This window comes from Streptomyces sp. LARHCF249 (assembly GCF_052871255.1).
Map to the genome: position 1 here is coordinate 101,751 of NZ_JBIXJQ010000004.1, position 17,870 is coordinate 119,620.

The 17,870-nt window shown below is 72.9% G+C and carries 21 protein-coding genes and 1 pseudogene; 11 read left to right on the forward strand and 11 right to left on the reverse strand.

Going from position 1 to position 17,870, the window contains the following annotated elements:
- Positions 1-30: 30 nt before the first annotated feature.
- From ACIPUC_RS12210 to ACIPUC_RS12220, 3 genes are all read left to right on the forward strand, one after another.
- Positions 31-1,275 carry a HAMP domain-containing sensor histidine kinase gene (locus ACIPUC_RS12210; RefSeq protein ID WP_446589699.1) on the forward strand — a complete coding sequence of 415 codons (1,245 nt, stop codon included), beginning with the start codon at positions 31-33 and terminating at the stop codon, positions 1,273-1,275.
- A gap of 172 nt (positions 1,276-1,447) precedes the next feature.
- Entirely contained in the window at positions 1,448-2,215 is a 768-nt protein-coding gene (locus tag ACIPUC_RS12215; RefSeq protein ID WP_446589701.1) for an ABC transporter ATP-binding protein, read from the forward strand.
- Positions 2,216-2,306: 91 nt separating this feature from the next.
- The gene (locus tag ACIPUC_RS12220; protein WP_446589050.1) at positions 2,307-4,844 is read left to right on the forward strand and encodes an FtsX-like permease family protein; all 2,538 of its coding nucleotides are present in this window, start codon (positions 2,307-2,309) and stop codon (positions 4,842-4,844) included.
- Positions 4,845-4,869: 25 nt separating this feature from the next.
- Here ACIPUC_RS12220 and ACIPUC_RS12225 read toward each other — a convergent pair whose 3' ends face one another.
- A complete protein-coding gene (locus tag ACIPUC_RS12225) occupies positions 4,870-5,622 on the reverse strand; it encodes a class E sortase (RefSeq protein ID WP_446589051.1) in 753 nt (250 codons plus the stop codon).
- A 222-nt stretch (positions 5,623-5,844) separates the two neighbouring features.
- On the opposite strand from ACIPUC_RS12225, the pseudogene ACIPUC_RS12230 reads away from it, so the two are divergent.
- Both ACIPUC_RS12230 and ACIPUC_RS12235 read left to right on the forward strand, forming a co-directional pair.
- Positions 5,845-6,943: pseudogene (locus ACIPUC_RS12230) on the forward strand (DUF5954 family protein).
- A 150-nt stretch (positions 6,944-7,093) separates the two neighbouring features.
- A complete protein-coding gene (locus tag ACIPUC_RS12235; RefSeq protein ID WP_446589052.1) occupies positions 7,094-7,771 on the forward strand; it encodes a DUF4232 domain-containing protein in 678 nt (225 codons plus the stop codon).
- A gap of 103 nt (positions 7,772-7,874) precedes the next feature.
- On the opposite strand, the gene ACIPUC_RS12240 is transcribed toward ACIPUC_RS12235, so the two are convergent.
- The gene (locus tag ACIPUC_RS12240; protein ID WP_446589702.1) at positions 7,875-8,384 is read right to left on the reverse strand and encodes a DinB family protein; all 510 of its coding nucleotides are present in this window, start codon (positions 8,382-8,384) and stop codon (positions 7,875-7,877) included.
- A gap of 160 nt (positions 8,385-8,544) precedes the next feature.
- Complete coding sequence (locus tag ACIPUC_RS12245) at positions 8,545-9,246, reverse strand: dioxygenase family protein (protein ID WP_446589053.1); 702 nt, start codon at positions 9,244-9,246, stop codon at positions 8,545-8,547.
- 194 nt (positions 9,247-9,440) lie between these two features.
- On the opposite strand from ACIPUC_RS12245, the gene ACIPUC_RS12250 reads away from it, so the two are divergent.
- The 3 genes from ACIPUC_RS12250 (at position 9,441) to ACIPUC_RS12260 (ending at position 11,952) form a co-directional block, all read left to right on the forward strand.
- On the forward strand, positions 9,441-9,953 hold the full coding sequence (locus tag ACIPUC_RS12250; RefSeq protein ID WP_446589054.1) for an EF-hand domain-containing protein: 513 nt from the start codon (positions 9,441-9,443) through the stop codon (positions 9,951-9,953).
- Between the two features lie 149 nt (positions 9,954-10,102).
- The gene (locus ACIPUC_RS12255) at positions 10,103-11,377 is read left to right on the forward strand and encodes a cytochrome P450 (protein ID WP_446589055.1); all 1,275 of its coding nucleotides are present in this window, start codon (positions 10,103-10,105) and stop codon (positions 11,375-11,377) included.
- A 14-nt stretch (positions 11,378-11,391) separates the two neighbouring features.
- Complete coding sequence (locus ACIPUC_RS12260; RefSeq protein ID WP_446589703.1) at positions 11,392-11,952, forward strand: type 1 glutamine amidotransferase domain-containing protein; 561 nt, start codon at positions 11,392-11,394, stop codon at positions 11,950-11,952.
- On the opposite strand, the gene ACIPUC_RS12265 is transcribed toward ACIPUC_RS12260, so the two are convergent.
- Entirely contained in the window at positions 11,925-12,140 is a 216-nt protein-coding gene (locus ACIPUC_RS12265) for a hypothetical protein (protein WP_446589056.1), read from the reverse strand. The two genes, ACIPUC_RS12260 and ACIPUC_RS12265, sit on opposite strands and share 28 nt — an antisense overlap.
- 67 nt (positions 12,141-12,207) lie before the next feature.
- The gene (locus ACIPUC_RS12270; protein ID WP_446589057.1) at positions 12,208-12,384 is read right to left on the reverse strand and encodes a CsbD family protein; all 177 of its coding nucleotides are present in this window, start codon (positions 12,382-12,384) and stop codon (positions 12,208-12,210) included.
- Positions 12,385-12,568: 184 nt separating this feature from the next.
- Here ACIPUC_RS12270 and ACIPUC_RS12275 point away from each other — a divergent pair, with 184 nt between their 5' ends.
- Together ACIPUC_RS12275 and ACIPUC_RS12280 are read left to right on the forward strand one after the other, a co-directional pair.
- Positions 12,569-12,991, forward strand: coding sequence for a CBS domain-containing protein (locus tag ACIPUC_RS12275; RefSeq protein ID WP_446589058.1), 423 nt, complete (start codon positions 12,569-12,571; stop codon positions 12,989-12,991).
- Between the two features lie 35 nt (positions 12,992-13,026).
- Positions 13,027-13,266, forward strand: a complete 240-nt coding sequence (locus ACIPUC_RS12280) for a DUF6213 family protein (RefSeq protein WP_446589059.1) — start codon at positions 13,027-13,029, stop codon at positions 13,264-13,266.
- Between the two features lie 300 nt (positions 13,267-13,566).
- Here ACIPUC_RS12280 and ACIPUC_RS12285 read toward each other — a convergent pair whose 3' ends face one another.
- From ACIPUC_RS12285 to ACIPUC_RS12310, 6 genes are all read right to left on the reverse strand, one after another.
- A complete protein-coding gene (locus ACIPUC_RS12285; protein ID WP_446589060.1) occupies positions 13,567-13,938 on the reverse strand; it encodes a hypothetical protein in 372 nt (123 codons plus the stop codon).
- A gap of 92 nt (positions 13,939-14,030) precedes the next feature.
- Positions 14,031-14,549 carry a hypothetical protein gene (locus tag ACIPUC_RS12290; RefSeq protein ID WP_446589061.1) on the reverse strand — a complete coding sequence of 173 codons (519 nt, stop codon included), beginning with the start codon at positions 14,547-14,549 and terminating at the stop codon, positions 14,031-14,033.
- A 6-nt stretch (positions 14,550-14,555) separates the two neighbouring features.
- Positions 14,556-15,092 (reverse strand): hypothetical protein, encoded by a 537-nt coding sequence (locus ACIPUC_RS12295; RefSeq protein WP_446589062.1) that lies wholly within the window; start codon positions 15,090-15,092, stop codon positions 14,556-14,558.
- 134 nt (positions 15,093-15,226) lie between these two features.
- Entirely contained in the window at positions 15,227-16,012 is a 786-nt protein-coding gene (locus tag ACIPUC_RS12300) for a metallophosphoesterase family protein (RefSeq protein WP_446589063.1), read from the reverse strand.
- Positions 16,009-16,263: a hypothetical protein gene (locus ACIPUC_RS12305; protein ID WP_446589064.1), complete on the reverse strand. Its 255-nt coding sequence runs from the start codon at positions 16,261-16,263 to the stop codon at positions 16,009-16,011. Before ACIPUC_RS12305 ends, ACIPUC_RS12300 begins: the two co-directional genes overlap by 4 nt.
- Complete coding sequence (locus tag ACIPUC_RS12310) at positions 16,260-16,913, reverse strand: nucleotidyltransferase family protein (RefSeq protein ID WP_446589065.1); 654 nt, start codon at positions 16,911-16,913, stop codon at positions 16,260-16,262. Before ACIPUC_RS12310 ends, ACIPUC_RS12305 begins: the two co-directional genes overlap by 4 nt.
- Before the next feature lie 286 nt (positions 16,914-17,199).
- Here ACIPUC_RS12310 and ACIPUC_RS12315 point away from each other — a divergent pair, with 286 nt between their 5' ends.
- Positions 17,200-17,868 carry an HAD family hydrolase gene (locus ACIPUC_RS12315; protein ID WP_446589066.1) on the forward strand — a complete coding sequence of 223 codons (669 nt, stop codon included), beginning with the start codon at positions 17,200-17,202 and terminating at the stop codon, positions 17,866-17,868.
- Positions 17,869-17,870 lie beyond the last annotated feature (2 nt).

Sequence of the window (17,870 nt, forward strand, 5' to 3'; positions counted from 1 at the left end):
CGCTGGAAGATCGCCGCCCTGGCCGCGGCCATGGCATGTCTCGTCGCGGCCGCGGTGGGCGTACTGGTGCACGTATGGACCGCGAACGACATCCGCGGCCGGGCCGAAGCAGAGGCCTTCAACACCGTGTACTCGGCCATGGGCACGTACCGGCGCACCGGAACGCTCGCGGACGGTGCCGACCTGGATCCGGCCGAGCTGCCCGCCGCACTGCGCCGTCCGGCCGACGGCGAGCGGCACACGGCTTACGACGGGCGCATCGACGGCAACCTGGGCCCGAGCGTCTGGGCCGCCCAGCGCGTCGGCGGCCCGGACAGTCCGGTGCTCGCCGTCCGCGTCAACATGGGCCCGAAATTCCACGATCTGTACCGGCTCGACATGACCATGGCGGTGGCCTCGCTGGTCGCACTCGCGGCGGCCACACCCCTGGCGGTCTACGGGGCCGGGCTGCTCGGCCGCCGGCTGCGGAGGGTCTCCGAGACCGCGGGCCGGATCTCCGCCGGGGACCTGGATGCCCGAACCGGGCCCACCAAAGGCCGCGACGAGGTGGCGGACATCGCCGCCACCGTCGACCTGATGGCCGACAGCCTCAGCCGGCGGCTGCGCACCGAGCGCCGGTTCACTGCGGACGTGGCCCACGAGCTGCGCACGCCCGTCGGCGGGCTGCTGGCCGCCGCCGGCCTGCTGCCGCCCGGTGAGACGGAGGATCTGCTCCGGGCCCGGGTCCGCGACCTGCGCGGCCTGGTCGAGGACCTGCTGGAGATCTCCCGGCTGGACGCCGGCGCCGAACAGCCGGTCCGCTCCCGGGTACCGCTCGGCGCGGTCGTCGCCGACGCCGTGGCGCGCACCGGCCTCGACACTCAGGTCACCGTCACCGTCACCGTCACCGTCGCCGATCCGCAGCGCGCAGGGACCGCGGACAGCGCGGAGACGGCGGAGACGGCGGAGACGGCGGAGACCGTGGAAACCGATCCGCGCCGCCTCGAACGGATCGTCGGCAACCTCGTCGTCAACGCCCACCGGCACGGCGCCGGCCCGGTACAGGTCACCGTCGAGGGCCGTACGGTCGTCGTGCGCGACCACGGTCCCGGCTTCCCCGCGGACCTGCTGCTCGACGGCCCCCGCCGCTTTCACACGGGCGCCAGGGAGCGCGGCTCGGGTCACGGCCTGGGCCTGACCATCGCCCAGGGCCAGGCCCGGGTGCTCGGTGCCGAACTGCGCCTGGACAACGCCCCGGACGGCGGCGCCGTCGCCACCCTGCGCCTGCCGGCCTGACCGGCGCACCGCGCTGCCCCGGCCGCTACACCACTGCTACGAAGCGGCGCGGTCGCCGATACACGGCGGCCCCGGGCCCCGATACATTCCCCGGCCACCCTTCGGAGTGCACCCATCGGCACCCGAAGAGGAGTCCCCCGTGACCATCGACCCCCTAGTGACCGGCGACCCCCTGGCCCCGCACACCCTGCACCCGACGGCCGGAATCGCGGCCGCCACCGCCGACCTGTCGAAGACCTACGGCAGCGGCGACACCCGCGTCGTCGCCCTGGACCGCGTCAGCGTCGCCTTCCGGGAGGGCGAGTTCACCGCGATCATGGGCCCCTCCGGCTGCGGCAAGTCCACCCTGATGCACTGCGCCGCCGGGCTCGACTCGGTCAGCTCCGGATCCGTACGCATCGGCACCACCGAACTGAGCACGCTGGGAGACCGGCAGCTCACCGAACTGCGCCGCGACCGCGTCGGCTTCATCTTCCAGGCGTTCAACCTGCTGCCGACGCTGACCGCGCTGGAGAACATCACACTGCCGCTGACCATCGCCGGACGCCGGCCCGACCGGAAGTGGCTCGACCGCGTGGTCTCCATGGTCGGCCTCTCCCAGCGCCTCGGCCACCGGCCCGGACAGATGTCCGGCGGCCAGCAGCAGCGCGTCGCGGTGGCCCGGGCCCTGGTCTCCCGGCCCGCGATCATCTTCGGCGACGAGCCCACCGGCAACCTCGACTCCCGCGCCGGGGCCGAAGTCCTCGGCTTCCTGCGCGACTCGGTACGGGAGCTGGGCCAGACCGTGGTGATGGTCACCCACGACCCCGTCGCCGCCGCCTACGCGGACCGCGTGGTCTTCCTCTCCGACGGCCGTCTGGTCGACGAGATGGCACGGCCCGCCGCGGACCGGGTGCTGGACCGGATGAAGGCATTCGACGCCCGCGCCCGCACCAGCTGACCCGCCCCCGCACCTCAGCATCGAGCCACCCCGCCACCCCGCCACCCGCTCGCACCCGCCGAGCCCGCCTCCTCCGAGGATCCGCACCCCCATGTTCCGTACCGCCCTGCGCAACGTGCTCGCGCACAAGGCCCGGCTGCTCATGACCGCGTTCGCGGTCATGCTCGGCGTCACCTTCATCTCCGGAAGCCTCGTCTACGGCGACAGCCTGCACCGTGCCGCCACCGCCCGGGTGACCGACGGCTTCGAGCGCATCGCCGTCAGTGTCTTCCCCGAGGACTCGCGGGGCAGCAGCCCCGGACCGGCAGGCGTCGACGCCGGCGCCGTGACCACCCTCGCCAAGGTCCCCGGCGTCGCCGGCGCCACCGGCCGGGTCGACGGGTTCGCCGCCGTCGCGGACCGCGACGGCCGGCTGATCGGTCACGGCCCGTCCCACCGGGGCGGGAACTTCGCCCCGGGAGCGGACGGCCAGGACCCCGCCTACCGCTTCACCCAGGGCTCCGGCCCGGTCGGCAACGACACGGTCGCCCTCGACGAGACCACCGCCGCGAAGGGCGGCTACCGCATCGGCGACACCGTTCGCGTCGGCACGAACAAAGGCGCCTCCTCCTACACCCTGAGCGGCGTCTTCCGTACCGACGGGACCACGCGATCCTCCGGGGGCGCCCTGACGCTGTTCGGCAACGACACCGCCCAGCGCCTGTTCCTCCAGCCCGGCCGCTACCAGAACATCGAACTCACCGCCGCGCCCGGCGCCGACGTGCAGCAGCTCCTGAGCCGAGTCGAGTCGGCGCTGCCCCCGGGCACCGGCGCGGCCACCGGGGCCCAGCTCGCGCGGATCCAGGCGAACCTCGCCACCAGCGACAGCGACACCATGAGCCAGATCCTGCTGGGCTTCGCCGCGGTCGCGCTGTTCGTCGCCGCCTTCCTCATCTCCAACACCTTCACCATGCTCATCGCCCGGCGCACCAGGGAACTGGCCCTCCTGCGGGCCGTCGGCGCCTCGCGCCGGCAGGTGCGCCGCATCCTGCTGACCGAAACCCTCCTCGTCGGCGCGGTCGCCTCCGCCGCCGGCCTCGCCGTCGGCACCGGGGCCGCCGCCCTGCTGCAGAGGCTCTTCGCCTCCGCCGACACCCCGGCCGCCCCGCTGGTCCTCACCCCGGGCACCGTGATCACGGCCCTGCTCGCCGGCACCGCCCTGCCCATGGCCGCCGCATGGCTTCCCATCCGCCGGGCCATGGCCATCCCGCCCGTCGCGGCGCTCAGCGCCGCCGAACCCGCGCCGCCCGCGCGCGCCGGCAGCCTGCGCACCGGCCTCGGCGCCGCCCTCGTCCTCACCGGCACCGCCGCCACGGTGTACGGGGCCCTCACCACCGGCCGGGACGCCCGCACCGTCATCGGCCTCGGCGCGGCCCTCACCCTGACCGGGGCGATCTGCTGCATCCCGCTGCTGTCCCGGCCGTTCGTGGCCCTGCTCCAGCCGCTGCTCACCCGCCTCCACCCCGTATACGGGAACCTCGCGGCCCGCAACACCGTCCGCGACCCGCGCCGCACCGGCGCCACCGCCGCCGCGCTGGCCATCGCGCTCACCCTCGCCTCGGGACTGTCCGTACTCGGGGCCTCCGCCGCCCGGTACCTCGACCGCGCGACCACCCACGACTTCACCGCCGACTACCTGGTGAAGCCCGCCGAGGGCGGCATGGGGATGACCCCCGCCACCGCGGCGCCCCTCGGGAAGCTGCCCGGCGCCGTCTTCAGCCCGCTCAACCAGTCCACCGAATACCGCCTCGGCGGCGTCCCCTCGGTCCTGACCGGTGTCGACCCCGCAACGATCGGGCGACTGCTGCGGTACGACGTGGTCGAGGGCTCACTCGACTGCCTGTCGCAGGGCCAGATCGCCGTGGCCGACTTCAAGGCCAAGGCGGCCGGCTGGCACGTCGGCCAGACCCTCCCGCTCCAGCGCCAGGACGAGCACGGCGGCAGCGTCACCATCGGCGCCGTCTACCAGGCGGACGAGCAGAGCAACCTGCTGCCCAGCATCACCGCACCCGACTCCCTCGTCGCCCGCTTCGACTCCAGCCCGCACACCGACGGGATCCTGATCGCCACGGACGGCGGACCCGGCCGGGCCGCGCTCGGCAGCGTCACCCGCGCTCTCGGCGACAACCCCGCCCTGGCCGTCCTCGACGAGGCAGGCATCCGAGCCCGGGACAGCGGGTCCATCGGCGACCAGCTCAACGTCTTCTACGCCCTGCTGAGCATGGCCCTGGCGATCGCCGCGCTGGGTATCGCCAACACCCTCGCGATGTCCGTCCTCGACCGCCGCAAGGAGATCGGCACCCTGCGCGCCCTCGGTGTGGACCGTGCCGGAGTGACCCGGATGATCCGCCTGGAGGCACTGCTCCTCGGCGGCCTCGGCGCGACCCTCGGAACGGCCCTCGGCGTCTTCCTGGGCTGGGCGCTCGGCCGCACCCTCCAGGAGAGCGTCGCCGGCTACGCGCTGGTCCTCCCCTGGGGGCGCCTCGCTCTCGGCGTGCTCATCGCCCTGGCCGGCGCGCTGCTCGCCTCGCTCTGGCCGGCCCGCAGGGCCGCCCGCGTCGACATTCCCGCCGCGACGGCGGCGCAGTGACAGCGGCGGACCGGGCCGCCGTGCTTCACTCGCCGCCGGACGGGCGGGGCGGCGTGCTCGCGGCTGTCTTGCGGAGGACGCCTATCTTGTCGATGCGGTGCTCCGGGTTGCCCTGGGCGTCGCTCCAGTAGTTCCCCTCGGCGTGGTCCTCCGGGGTGGCGCAGGTGGAGAGGGTGATCATCGCCCGGGTGGGGGGCGTCCCGGGCTCGCCGGGCACCGCGGCGCGCTGTTCGCCCAGTGAGCGCTCGGACCGGAAGGACGTCTTGCGGGTCGCCACGATCTCGTACGTGTGCACCACGTCGCCCACCGTTACGAGGACCGTGTCGCCGTTCTTCAGGGCGGGCAGGTCGCGCAGCGGTCCGCCCGCGGACAGCCGGTGCGCGGTGACCAGGAAGTTCCCGACCTGTCCGGGCCCCACTCCGCCCCGCTTCCCGTAGGGGCTGGCGGCCACGCCGAGGTCCTGGATGCGGGTACCGGGCGCATCGTCGGTGGTCCCCTCGTACGGGACCACGCGAAGCCCGCTGACACCGGCCGAAGGTATGGACAGCGTGGAGGCCTGCGGCCGCACGGCGGCGGTCGGGGACGGCGTCGGGCTCGGCGCGGCCGTGGCGGCGGGGGAGGCCACGACCTGGGAGGCGGGGGTCGAAACGGGTGCCGCGGCCGTCCGCGCGGAGCCCGCCGGACCGGCGGCGGCCTCGGGCGCACAGGCTGCCAGCAGGGCGGTCACGGCGGCGGCGAGTGCGGCGGACATCGCGCGGGGCGGGTACGGCAGGGGCATGGGCGCATTCCGTAGATCGATCGGCAGGCTCTGGGCCGTGAGGGGTGCGGACAGGGTGACATACGGAGCAAGCCGTCCATAAGCCCCCCGGCCTATGGCATCGAGCACCTGGACGGAGCGCCCGGACCACACCTGGATCTGAGCCCCGGAGTGCGGGACGCTTTCGGGCGGGGAATCGGCGAATCCGGGGCGGAGCCGTGCCGGGGTCGCCAAGATGAGGGCATGGACCGTGGGGATATGAGGCCGGGCGGGGCGCGTCCGATGGTGGTACGGGTGCCGGTGGAGCCGGTGGAAGCCGCGATGGAGGCCGACGCGGCGGACGCCGTCAAACTCGCGGGCGACGTCGTCGTGCGCGGCCCGCTGTTCGGGGTGGCGGCGCAGCGGGCCGGGGACGGGCCGCGGTGGCGGGTGGTGATCGCGGTGACGGCCGGCTGCCCGCAGCAGGCGCGCGACGCGCTGAACTCGCGGTTGTGGTTCCGCGCGAAGGACGACGCCCAGGACAGGGCGGAGCGGCGCGAGCTGCTGGCGGCGGTGGCCCGGCTGGAGAGCGAGCGGGTCGACGAACTCGAGGCGGCCGGGACCCGGTACCGGGTGGTGCGCGCCGAGGAGTACGCCGCCTCGGGACCGGGCGGCATCGAACAGCCGCGCCCGACCGATCCCGAGCCCCCCGTACCCGACTGGGACCGTGCCGCCAAGGGACCGGAGATCGACGACGACCTGGTGCTGGACCCGGACGCGCCGGTCACCCCCACCCGGGCCGTCGAGCAGCTGGCGCTGCGCGACCTGTGCTACACGGGTGAGCGCTTCCCCGAAGACGTCCGCGAAGACTCGAGGCGGGCGCTCGACACGCACCCGGACATCCTGCTCCTGCCTGCCACGTTCACCGTGGTGGAGCAGAAGCGCGGACGGCTGGAGGCCGGTCAGCGGCCCGCACGAGTCGGCGCACGCCGCCCGCAAGTCGCTGGACTTCGCGCTGACGTGGATGTGGCCGCGGATGCGCGGACACATCCCCGACGACGCCGAACCGCAGAGCGACGCCCGTACCTGGGCAGCGGGCGGCGCAGCGGCGGCCGACGTACGGGCCGCGAAGCTGGCCGCGTACGCCGAGGCCGCCGACACGCTCCGGGCCGGGCGCGTCAACCGGCTCGAATTCCAGGGCACCGTCTACCAGATCGTCCGTACCCGCCGCCTGCTGCGCTGGGGTCCGGACGGTCCCGAGGGACCGCGCCCGTCCGACGTCAACAGCCAGGACCCGGCCCGGATCCACCTCCTGCTCGACGAGGACGGCCGCGTCGTCCCCGAAGACGGCGGAGGCGACTGACACCGCGACCGGGGGACCGTACGTGTGTACGTCATGGCTGCGTCACGGAACCGCCACAGCGTGGTGCTCCGAGGAACCCGGGCGGGGCGCGAAGCCGTGTCCCGGGGCGAGTGCCGGTGCGGGACCGGTAGCGAACCTCGGGGAGCGCTCATGCAGTACACAGCAGGCATCGGTCGGACCGCCGCGGCGCTGGTGTCGGCGGTGGCGGTCACCGCCCTGATGGCGGGCTGCACACCGGTCGGCGACGACGGCGCGATCGCCGAGCCGTCGGCACCGCCCGCGGCCTCGGAGTCACCGAAGCCGACGCCGAAGCCGACGCCGTCGCCGACCGGCGGCACGTCCTCCGGCGGAGGCGGCACCAGCGGCGGCGCCGGCGGCGGGACGAAGGCCTGCGCGATCGACCAGATCAAGGTCTCCGAAGCCCACCAGGCCGATGTCCGACCGCCGGGTACGGGGACGGGGGCGGCCATCGTCTCGGTCACCAACACCTCGACGAAGCCCTGCACGCTCCACGGATTCCCGACGGTCGCCGGAGCCGGCAACGGCTCGCCCGACAAGAACGTCCCGCTCGTCGTCACCCACAGCGGTTCGGCCTCCACGGTGGCCCTGGCCCCGGGTGCCCGAGCCTGGACCAAGCTCACCTTCGTCAACGTGCAGGGCGAGGCCGACGGCTACTGCGTATCCGGTGCCACGCCGTCAAGCTTCCCCACGCTCGTTCTCGGCGTGCCCGGCGCGGGCAAGCACCAGATCGCCATGGACGACGGCGTCTTCGCCGAATGCGACGACAAGGCGACCGTCACCGCCTTCTCGTCGGCCAAGCCCTCCTGACGGCGGGCCCAACCGACCACCCAGGCCCCCTTCGCCGCCGACGGCCGGGCGCCCCGCCCGGCCTGAAGCCGGGCGGGGGCGCCGCACGCCACTCCGGCCCGCGCTACTGGCCGACCCGTCCGTCGACGCACTCGCGCAACAGGTCGGCGTGCCCGCAGTGACGGGCATACTCCTCGATCCTGTGCACCATCAGCTCCCGAACCGCGATCTTTTCCTTCCCCAGACGCTCGCTCAGATCCGGGTGCTCGGCCAGCGCGGCGTCCATCGCGGCCTGCTCGCGCTCCAGATCGCAGTACGCGGCGTCGACCACGGCCTGCTCGGCGACGGCTCCGTCGAAGTCCGCGTCACGCTTGCCGTAGAGCTTCGGCAGCGGTTCACCGTCGGTGATCCAGTTGCGCCAGTCCCGCTCCGCCTCGGCGAGGTGCCGCACCAGGCCGAGCAGCGACATCGTCGACGGCGGAACCGACCGACGGGCCAGCTGCTCCGCGTCCAGGCCCTCGCACTTCATCCGCAGCGTGATGCGGTAGTTGGCGAGGAAGTCCTGCAGCGTCGCAAGCTCGCCTTCCGGACTGTCCTCGTTGTTGCGGGGATCGTCGTCCGGGTCGGCCCACATGTCGGGGTAGACGGTGGCCTGGGTCCATCGCGCGGGCTGATCACTCGTGTGCGCGTCGTCGTAAGAGGTCGTCTCAGTCACCCGTACAGCCTTTCAGGCCGTGTCCGCATGGGGTACCGATTTGATGTCCGGCTGCGGGACAACGAGGCCGAGACCCTGCTCAGGCGATTCCGACGGTGTGGGCGGCGCGGTAGCCGTCGCCGTCGGGTGAGAGGTCCAGCGTCATGGCGGCGCCCGTGGACCGGTAGCGGCTGTCCCGTTGGTTGGGGTGCTCCGGGGCCGGGCGGCGGGCGTAGGGCTGGCGCGCGTACACCTTCAGCAGGAGGTCCTCGGGGAAGAAGAACTGAGAGGTCGTCTCGGTGCGGGTGTCGGGGTGCACCTTGAAGTGGATGTGCGGTGCCAGCCCCGCGTACCAGCCGGGCACGATCGTCCGGAACACGCACCGCCCCGCGCCGTCGGTTACCTGACTGCCGCGCAGGAAGGTCTCCTGGCCGGTGGAGTAGGCGCCCGAGGCGTCGGCATGCCATACGTCGACGGTGGCGGCCGGGAGCGGCCGGCAGCCCGCCGACACCCGGACCACCGTCAGGTCCAGCCGCAACGGGACTCCCCGCCGGTCCTCGGTGATGTCCGACCGGACGCGGTCCAGGTCCAGGTAGTACGGGCCTGCGCCCGCCTCAGGGGTGAGGACACAGGCCGGGGTGGCGGCGCTCGACGGCCGGGACGGCGAGGCCGACGGCTGTCCGGCGGCGCCCCGGGTACCGGCCGGGCCGGAACAGGCCGAGGTCAGCGCGGCGGCGCCGGCCGAGCCGGCGGCCAGCAGCACGGCACGACGGCTGGTCCGGGAGGTGTCGTTCTCGGCCATGCGAACCCCTCACAGGTGCCCTGGGTCCCCTCACTGCGCCCCACCGTGCCGGACGGCGGCGTATCCGGTCGGCATCGACACACCGGGACCTGCGGCCGTCCGACCGGGCCGACGGCAGTGACCTGGTGTCCCGATGATCGTTCAGCGGGGGAGAGGCAGCGGCCGCTGCCTCTCCCCCTGGGAAAGCGGTCCGAGTGAACACCATCACGGCGAAGCGGCACATCTTCACGATGCTGGACGTGGACGGGGACGGGATCATCTCCCGCCAGGAGTACCTGGCCCGCCCCGAACGCGCGGCGGCGGCGCTGGGCCGCGCCGGCGACGACGCGCTCCTGTCGTCGGCACGGACCGCGCACGAGCGGGTGTTCGCGTCGATGGACGCCAACGGAGACGGGCGGGTGACCTTCGCGGAGTACGAGGCGTGGGCGGGCGAGCGCTCCTTCGACGAGGTGTGCCGGCCGGCTCTGGGCTCGCTGTTCGACCTGGCCGACGCCGACGGCGACGGCCGCCTGGACCGGGCGGAGTTCACCCGGCTGCGCCACGCGCTGGGCAACCCGCCCGACAACGCCCGCGAGGCCTTCGACGCGCTGGACGAGGACGGTGACGGGCATGTCGCCAGGGACGCGTACCTGGCGCAGATCCGCTCCTTCGTCACCGACGGATCGTCTCCCATGGCGCAGGCCCTGCACACCGGCGCCCGCGGCTGACCCGCTTGAACCTGCGCCGTCCGAGTCTCGACCCCTCAAACGCCGGCGCGCTGATCGGCCGCAGTGCCGATGCCACCTGGCCGGACCCCCGGGCTCCGGCCAGGATGCGCAGGCCGAATGGGCGCCCCGGGCCCGGGTAGGCGCACAGCATGTCCGGTCACGCCATAGACAGCACCCTGTCCCTGCTGGTCCACGGCTACGCATGGGCCCCGGACCTGCGCCGGGCCCATGACGGCGCGCCCGTCGTGCACACCCGCCTGATGGGGCGGCCCACGGTACTGCTGCACGGCCCCGAGGCCGTCGCTTTCTTCTACGACGAGGACCACGTCCAGCGGCACGGCGCCGTGCCGACGCCGGTACTCGACACCCTCTTCGGCAGGGGAGCGCTGCACACCCTGGACGGGGCGCACCACCGGGGGCGCAAGCAGCTGCTGGTGTCGCTGCTCATGTCACCGGAGGGGATCGGCGGCCTGACCGCTCGCGTCGAGAGCGGCTGGCGCGAGGCCGTGACCGGCTGGGAGGGCCGCGAGGTGGTGCTCTTCGACGAAGTGGCCACCCTGCTCGCGGGCGCGATATGCGACTGGGCGGGCCTGCCGGTCCCGGACGGCGCGGTCCGTGAGATCGCCGAGGACTGCGTGGCCATGGTGGACGGCTTCGCCACCGCCGGCCCCCGGCACCTGCGGGCCCGTCGCGCCCGGCACCGCCAGGAGCAGGCGCTCATGGCCGCCGTCACGCGCGTCCGCGCCCGCGACCCGCACCTGGTCCGCGGGACGGTGCTGGAGACGGTCGCCCTGCACCGCGAGCCGGACGGCACCCTTCTCGATCCGCACACGGCGGCCGTCGAACTCCTCAACATCATCCGTCCGACCGTCGCCATCGCCTGGTTCGTCACCTTCGCCGCACACGCGCTCCACCGCCATCCCGGCCAGCGCGACCAGCTGCGCACCCACGATCCCGACCACGCCCGCGCGTTCGCCCACGAAGTCCGCCGCTTCTACCCCTTCGTGCCGTTCATCGGAGGCCTGGCCGCCCGGGACCTCACCTACGCAGGCGAGCAGGTCCCGGCCGGGACCCTGCTCCTCCTCGATGTGTACGGGCAGCACCACGACCCCGCGCTGTGGGCGGGGCCGTACCACTTCTCCCCAGGGCGCTTCCTGGGCCACGAACCGGGCCCCGGCGAACTGATACCCCAGGGCGGCGGCGACGCGCGGACCGGCCACCGGTGCCCGGGCGAGGACATCACCCTCGCCCTGCTCACCACTCTTTCGTCGGCCCTCGCCCACAGGGACTTCGCCGTGCCGCAACAAGACCTGGCCATTCCGCTGAGCCGGATCCCCACCCGGCCGCGCAGCGGGTTCGTCATCGAGCTCGAACCGCTGTCGGTCAGTCACCATGCCCCGCCGTTCCCGTCCCGACTCGAGTGAAGGAAGTGAGCGTTGTGCGCATCGCGTTCCTGACCGCGCCCGTAGGCGTGGAGGAGATCGAACTCACCGCACCCTGGAAGGCGGCCGAGGAGAACGGCTGGGTCCCGCAGCTGGTCTCGACGGGGCCCGGACGGGTGCAGGCGTTCCGGCACTTCGACAAGGCGGGCACGTATCCCGTCGATCACGTGCTCGCCGGCGACACCTCGGACGCCTTCGACGCGCTCGTCCTGCCCGGCGGAGTCGCCAACCCCGACGCCCTGCGCATGAACGCGCGGGCCGTCGGTTTCGTACGCAGCTTCTTCGAGGCCGGCAAGCCGGTCGCGGCGATCTGCCACGCGCCCTGGACCCTGGTCGAGGCCGATGTCGTACGGGGCCGGACGCTGACCTCGTGGCCGAGTCTGGCGACCGACATCCGCAACGCGGGCGGCACCTGGGTGGACGAGGAGGTACAGGTCTGCCACGCGGCGCCCGCGACGCTCGTCACCAGCCGCAAGCCGGCTGATCTGGACGCGTTCTGCACCGTCTTCGGGCGGGAGTTCGCCGACAGTCAGCGTTCTTCCGCCGCACGGCCCTGATGGGGGTGGATCTGCTCCTCGCGCCCCGTGCCGGTCCGCTGCCGCTTGGCGGTATGGCCTGCGGCGCTGCCGCCACCTGCGGTGGTGGCCCCGAGGTGACCCGTGAGGGCCTCGGGGGCCTCGTCGGCCTCGTCCGCCGGCGACGGCGGGGTGGGCGGGCGTCGACGCCTCGGCTCTCGCTTGCTCATGTCACGCTCCCGACTGGGAAAGGCCGCCTCCGGACACCGGTCCAGAGGCGGCCTTCGGGTACACCCGCTACTTCTCCTTCAGCGTGTCTTTGATCTTCTCCTTGGTCTCGCGGGCGTCGCCCTTGGTCTGCTCCGCGCGGCCCTTCGCCGTAAGGCTCTCGTTGCCGACGGCGCGGCCCACGGCTTCCTTGGCCTTGCCCGTCGCCTTGTCCTTCTTGGCCCGCATCTTCTCTTCGCCCGACACGATGTCACTCCCATCGGTTGGAAATCGGAATCGGTCCTTCGCAGCGTCTAACCGGATCCCGCCGCCCCAAACGCTCCGGCCCGATCGAGGACGCCGTCCCGGGCGCCGGCGGAGCGGGTGCTTACTGATCGCCGTGGCGGGTAGGCGCCCGGCTAGGAACCGCTTTCCAGCAGCGGGAGGAGTCATGACCCGACGAGTCCACGAGGTGATGACCGAAAAGCCGGTGACCGTCGAGAAACTGACATCGCTGGCCGAAGCTGCACGGGTGATGCGGGATGCCGGCATCGGGGACGTCCTGGTCGTCGACGAGGGCCGGCTCCGCGGCATCGTGACCGACCGGGACCTCGTCATACGCGCCATGGCCGAGAACCGGGATCCCGCCGACACGACGGTGCAGGCGGTCTGCAGTACGGAACCGGTCACCGTGAAGCCCGACGACGGCGTCGACCAGGCCATGGACCTCATGCGCCGGCACGCACTGCGGCGCCTGCCCGTGCAAACCGAGGACGGCGAACTCGTCGGTGTCGTCACCCTGGGCGATCTCACGGTGGAACGGGATCCCGGGTCGGCCCTCGCCGCCATCTCGGCCGCCGAACCCGACCACTGAGGCCCGCCACACGCCGGAGTGAAGGAGATGTCGCCGTGAACGGGTCAGTGCCCCTGATCTCCCTGCCGGGCGGCCGGCTGCTGATCCCCGCCGACGAGGTCACGTCCCTCCTGCGGCATCTCGCATCGGGATGGCTGCACTCGGTCTACACGGGGGAGACGGAACTCGATCCGGGGACGACCCTCGGCCTGGCCACCGTGCTGATGGAGCTCGCCGACCAGATCGACGTGGAGTGCATCGCGTTCATGCCGGTCGAGGACGAGGCTCCCGGCTGACCGTCGGTCTTGGCGTCCCGTCGGTCTTGGCGTCCGGGGCTGCCGTTAGTCAGGCGGCTCCGGCACCGCAGGCTGCTCGCCGGGAGTCGGCTCGGGCGGCGCCGGGGCAGGCGCGGGCGGCTGCTCGTCGGGGCCTTCGGGGCCCCGGGGGTCGGCGGGCTGCGGATCGCGTGGGACCGGATTCGGTCGCTCCGGTACGGCTGCCGGGCCTTCCCCATCAGGCTCTGTGGTCCATTCCATAAGGCTCTCACCTCGGTTGTCCGAGCCGGACCCGTGGTGGCCGTCGCCGCCCGCACCCGACTACTCCTGGTCCTCGATCCCGATGGCTTCCTCCAGGTCCCGGTGGGCCGTGCCCACTTCGCCCTCCTGCTGGTCCCGGAGGGCGGAGGCGATGGCGTCCAGCTTGCGCTGGATGGCGTGCTCGGCCCGCCGTTCGGAGTTCTTGAGCAGCGCCAGCAGCAGCAGGGACACCGCGGCCATGGCGTCACCGGCGAGGTGCTGCCATTCCAACGGCAGATGGGCCAGATGGACCGTGACGAAACCCGCCACCAGGAGGATGCACAGCAGGGAGAAGGGCGCGGAGCTCGTGAAGTTGGACGCGAGCTCCGCCAGCTTGTCGAAGCGGCCGAGCCGCCCGGGTCTGCCCTTTTCCGATGGATGTGCGAAGGTCATGCCCGGCGCCTTCCCCTCACCGGCCCGCCGAACCGCATCCGTACGCGAGGACACGTACGGCGATGCACGGCCCACGGACCGCACCGGTCACGTCAGGTCCGCAGCAGCCGGCTGAAGAAGGACCGGTACCGCTGAAGGGCCAGCCGCAGGTCCTCGGTGGCCACCTGTTCGCCAGACTGCCACTGGCTCTCCAGTTCCCTCTTGTGCTCGGAGAAGGTTCCGGCCAGGGTCTGCATGACCTCGGCGACCAGTCCGTCGGCGTCGCGCACCGCACCCTGCGGGTCGTCCACGAAGCGGCCCTGGATCTCACCCCAGGTCTTCTGGTACTCCGCGGCCTCCTGCTCGGGGAGCAGCGCCTCGGTCTCCTCCTGGGGGACGGACGCCGTCCCCTCCGCGGCCGGGCTCTCGCCGTACGCGCCTTCTTCCGCGTCGGTGACGTCCGCCTCCTGCCGCATCTCGTCGCGGTCCTCCTCCGGGGCCTCGTCCTCCCGGATGTCGTCGGTGGTCGCCTCACCCGGGAACACCGGCTGCGGCTCACCGCCTCCCGGATGGGCCAGCTGCTCGGTGGTCAAGGCCTGTTCCTCTTCGCGGCGTTCTTCGTCCCTCTGCATCTCGAGTCACCTCGTCGTCCCGACCAGTTCGTCGAAGAGCGCGCGGTAGTGCACCATGGCCCCGCGCAGCTCCTCCGTGGTTGCCTGACCCTTGCTGCTGCGCATGTTGACCTCGTGCGCCGCCCGGTAGTGCTCCAGGGTCCGCCCGTGTTCGACGGACAGCTCGCGCAGCTGCTGCTCGTATCCCTCGGTGGGGTAGCCGCGGTCCTTCATCAGGCGGGTGACCAGCTCGTCCGCCTGCGAGACCGCGCCTTCCGGCCGGTCGACGAAGCGCTGCTGGACGGTGATCCACGCGTCGGCGTAGCGGTGCCGCTCCTCGGCGGGAAGTTCCCTGATGTCGAGGTTGTCGTGCTGGACCTCGCGGTCCCGCAGGTCGGCATCGGCGGCGCGCCTGCTGCCCATGCGCTCCACGGTCCTTTCGTACTCCGGACCGAAACGCTCCTGCAGCCGGCGCCGCCGCCGGAACATCCACGCGGCGATGCCGGCGAGGACCAGTACGACGGCGACCGGGATCAGAACGGCGAGAAGTGTGCTGGTGGACATAGATCCTCCCAGAGCCGTCTGTGTTGTGCCGGTGTTCGACGCACCGGCGTCTGCCCTGAACCCGCCTGCTCAAACGGATGCGCAACGGGCGGACCCCCCCAGGGCCCAGGCCCCGCGCGGTTCGTGCCCGCGGCTCACCCGGGTCGAAGCCCGTCGGAGCGGGCCACACCGCTACCGGTGACGAGGGCTGAGGCTTCATGGGGGGAGAGGTGGTAGAGCGCGAAGGCGCGGTCGATGACGGGCATGGCGACGTTGCGCACCCGCACCCCGCCCGCCGTGACGCCGTGTTCCGTGCCGGCGTGCGCGTGCCCGTGCACGGCGAGGTCGGCGCCGGCCTCGTCCACGGCCTCCGCCAGGAGGTAGCTCCCGAGGAAGGGGTAGATCTCCAGCGGCTCGCCCGCCAGCGTGTCCGTCACCGGAGAGAAGTGCGTCAGCGCGATCCGCAGCGCACATCCGTCGGCGCGCAGCTCGCGCAGCGCCCGGCCCAGGCCGTCCGCGCAGCTCCGGGTGTACCGGATGAACGCCTTCATCTCCGGCTCGCCGAACTCGCTCGCGCTGCGCCCGGCGAAGCCCCCGCAGAACCCCTTGGTCCCTGCGACGCCGACCCTCGTACCGTCGAGGTCGAGGACCACGCCCTCGCCCTCCAGGACGCGGACGCCTTCCTCGGCCAGTTCCCGCACGACGAGGTCCTGCTGGTCGCTCTGGTAGTCGTGGTTGCCGAGGACGGCGACCACGGGCACCGGCAGCCCGGACACCTCGCGGGCCACCACCCGTGCCTCCTCGGGGGTACCGTGCCGGGTGAGGTCGCCCGCCAGCAGCAGCAGGTCCGCGCAGTCGCCGAGGGTGTCGAAGGCCGGGCGCAGCCTCCCCGCGCTGCCGGGGCCGAGGTGGATGTCCCCCACGGCCGCGACGCGGATCATGACAGCTCCTCGGCGTGATCGGGAGGGCCCGCGCGGTTCACGGTCAGGTCCTCCTGCCAGTGCAGTCCCGCCAGTTCCTCCGCGGCGATCCGCAAGACGGCCGCCCGAGTGTCCGCCCCGGAGACGTTTCCCCAGATCAACGCCCCGGCGCCGCGCACTTCGATGCGTACGCCGAGCTCGGAGACCTCCTCCTGCGCCAGGCGCTCGCGCAGGTGCTCCACGCGGTACTCGATGTTGTCGGCGGAGGTCATGGCGTCGCCTCGCGGGGTTCGATGACGCGAAGCCGTTCCAGGAGGTACAGGAAGGCGTCGGGCAGTGGGTCGGCCCGGTGGGCCCGGTCGAGCCGGTCCCAGTCGATCTGCTCCCTCAGCATCCGGGCCATGGGCAGCAGGTCGCCGAAGTCGCAGTAGTGCTCGCAGAGCGCGGCCAGCCGGCTGTCCATGAGGTCGGTGGGTGAGAGGACCGGCATCCACACCGAGTCCACCGCCTTCACGGCGGCCCGGTCGAGTAGCTCCGTGCTGACCGGCTTCCGGGCGAGCTCGAAGATCAGATCGATCTGCTCCCCGCCGGACCTGCCCTTGACCAGCCAGTCTTCCGGGGCCCTGCGCACGTCGATGCCGCCGGCTTCCAGGGCCTCGATGACGGCGTCGGCGTCCTCGCGCCGGACACAGAAGTCGGTGTCGTGCTGGAAGCGCGCCGGTACTCCGTGTGCGAACGCGGCCACGCTGCCGGCGAGTGCGAACGGCTGCCCGGACTGTTTGAGGAGCGCTGCCACGTGCTTGGTGACCTCCAGGATCGCCTGGGTGTGGTCCTTCGGCAGCTGGCCGTCGGAGAGGGCCGGGGGACTGAGGCCTTCCGGAGGAGGGAGGCCGCCCGCCTGAAGTACAGGATGACTGCTCATGGGGTGCCTCGCTCACTCACGGCGACAACGCCCGCACGTACGGGGAAACGAGTACGTGCTCGGACGGAAACAGGGCCCCTCGGGGCGCCCGGCCGTCATGGCAGGCGCCTTACCGTTTCCGCACCGTCGAAACCCCGGGCGCGGTCGCGGTCGCGGCAGTGCCCAGTCGCTGTCGCAGTCGCAGTCGCAGGGGGAGTGGGCCGAGGCCGGGCGGGTAGGCGCCGGGCGTGATCTCTCCCGTGACCGACCGATCCTGCTCGCCCACGGAATCATCCTGGAGGCGGAGATGAACCGGGCCGCGCTGTTCGACGTCGACGGAACCCTCGCCGACACCAACCACCTGCACGTCGCGTGCTGGTGGGAGGCGCTCCGGCAGTCCGGTCACCTGGTGGCGATGCACGACATCCACCGTGCGATCGGCCTTCCCGGCGAGGACCTGGTCGCCCATCTCCTGGGCGACGACCGCGACACGGACGAGGACGACACGCTCAGCGCGGCGCACGACACGCTCTACGGTACGTACTTCGACCGGCTGCCCCGCCTCGACTCGGCCGCCGAGCTGCTGAGCGCGCTCGACCGCCGCGGCTGGCGGGTGGTCCTGGTCACCTCCGCGAGCGGCGCCGAGCTCGCCGCGCTGAGAAGGGCCATCGACGCCGACGAAGCCATCACCGCCACCACCAGCTCCGACGACGTCAGCGAGGGGAAACCGGATCCGGAGCCCGTGCTGCGCGCCCTCGACCTCGCCGACGCGGCCGCGCGCGACGCCGTCTTCGTCGGCGACACGGTGTGGGACATGAAGGCCGGCACCCGGGCCGAGGTTCCCTGCGTGGGCCTGCTGAGCGGCGGGATCCCCCGCCGCGACCTCGAGGAGGCGGGGGCGCGCGCGGTGTACCGCCACCCGGCCGACCTGCTGGCCGCCCTCGACAGCAGCCCCTTCGCGGACGCGCCGCGGTAGCC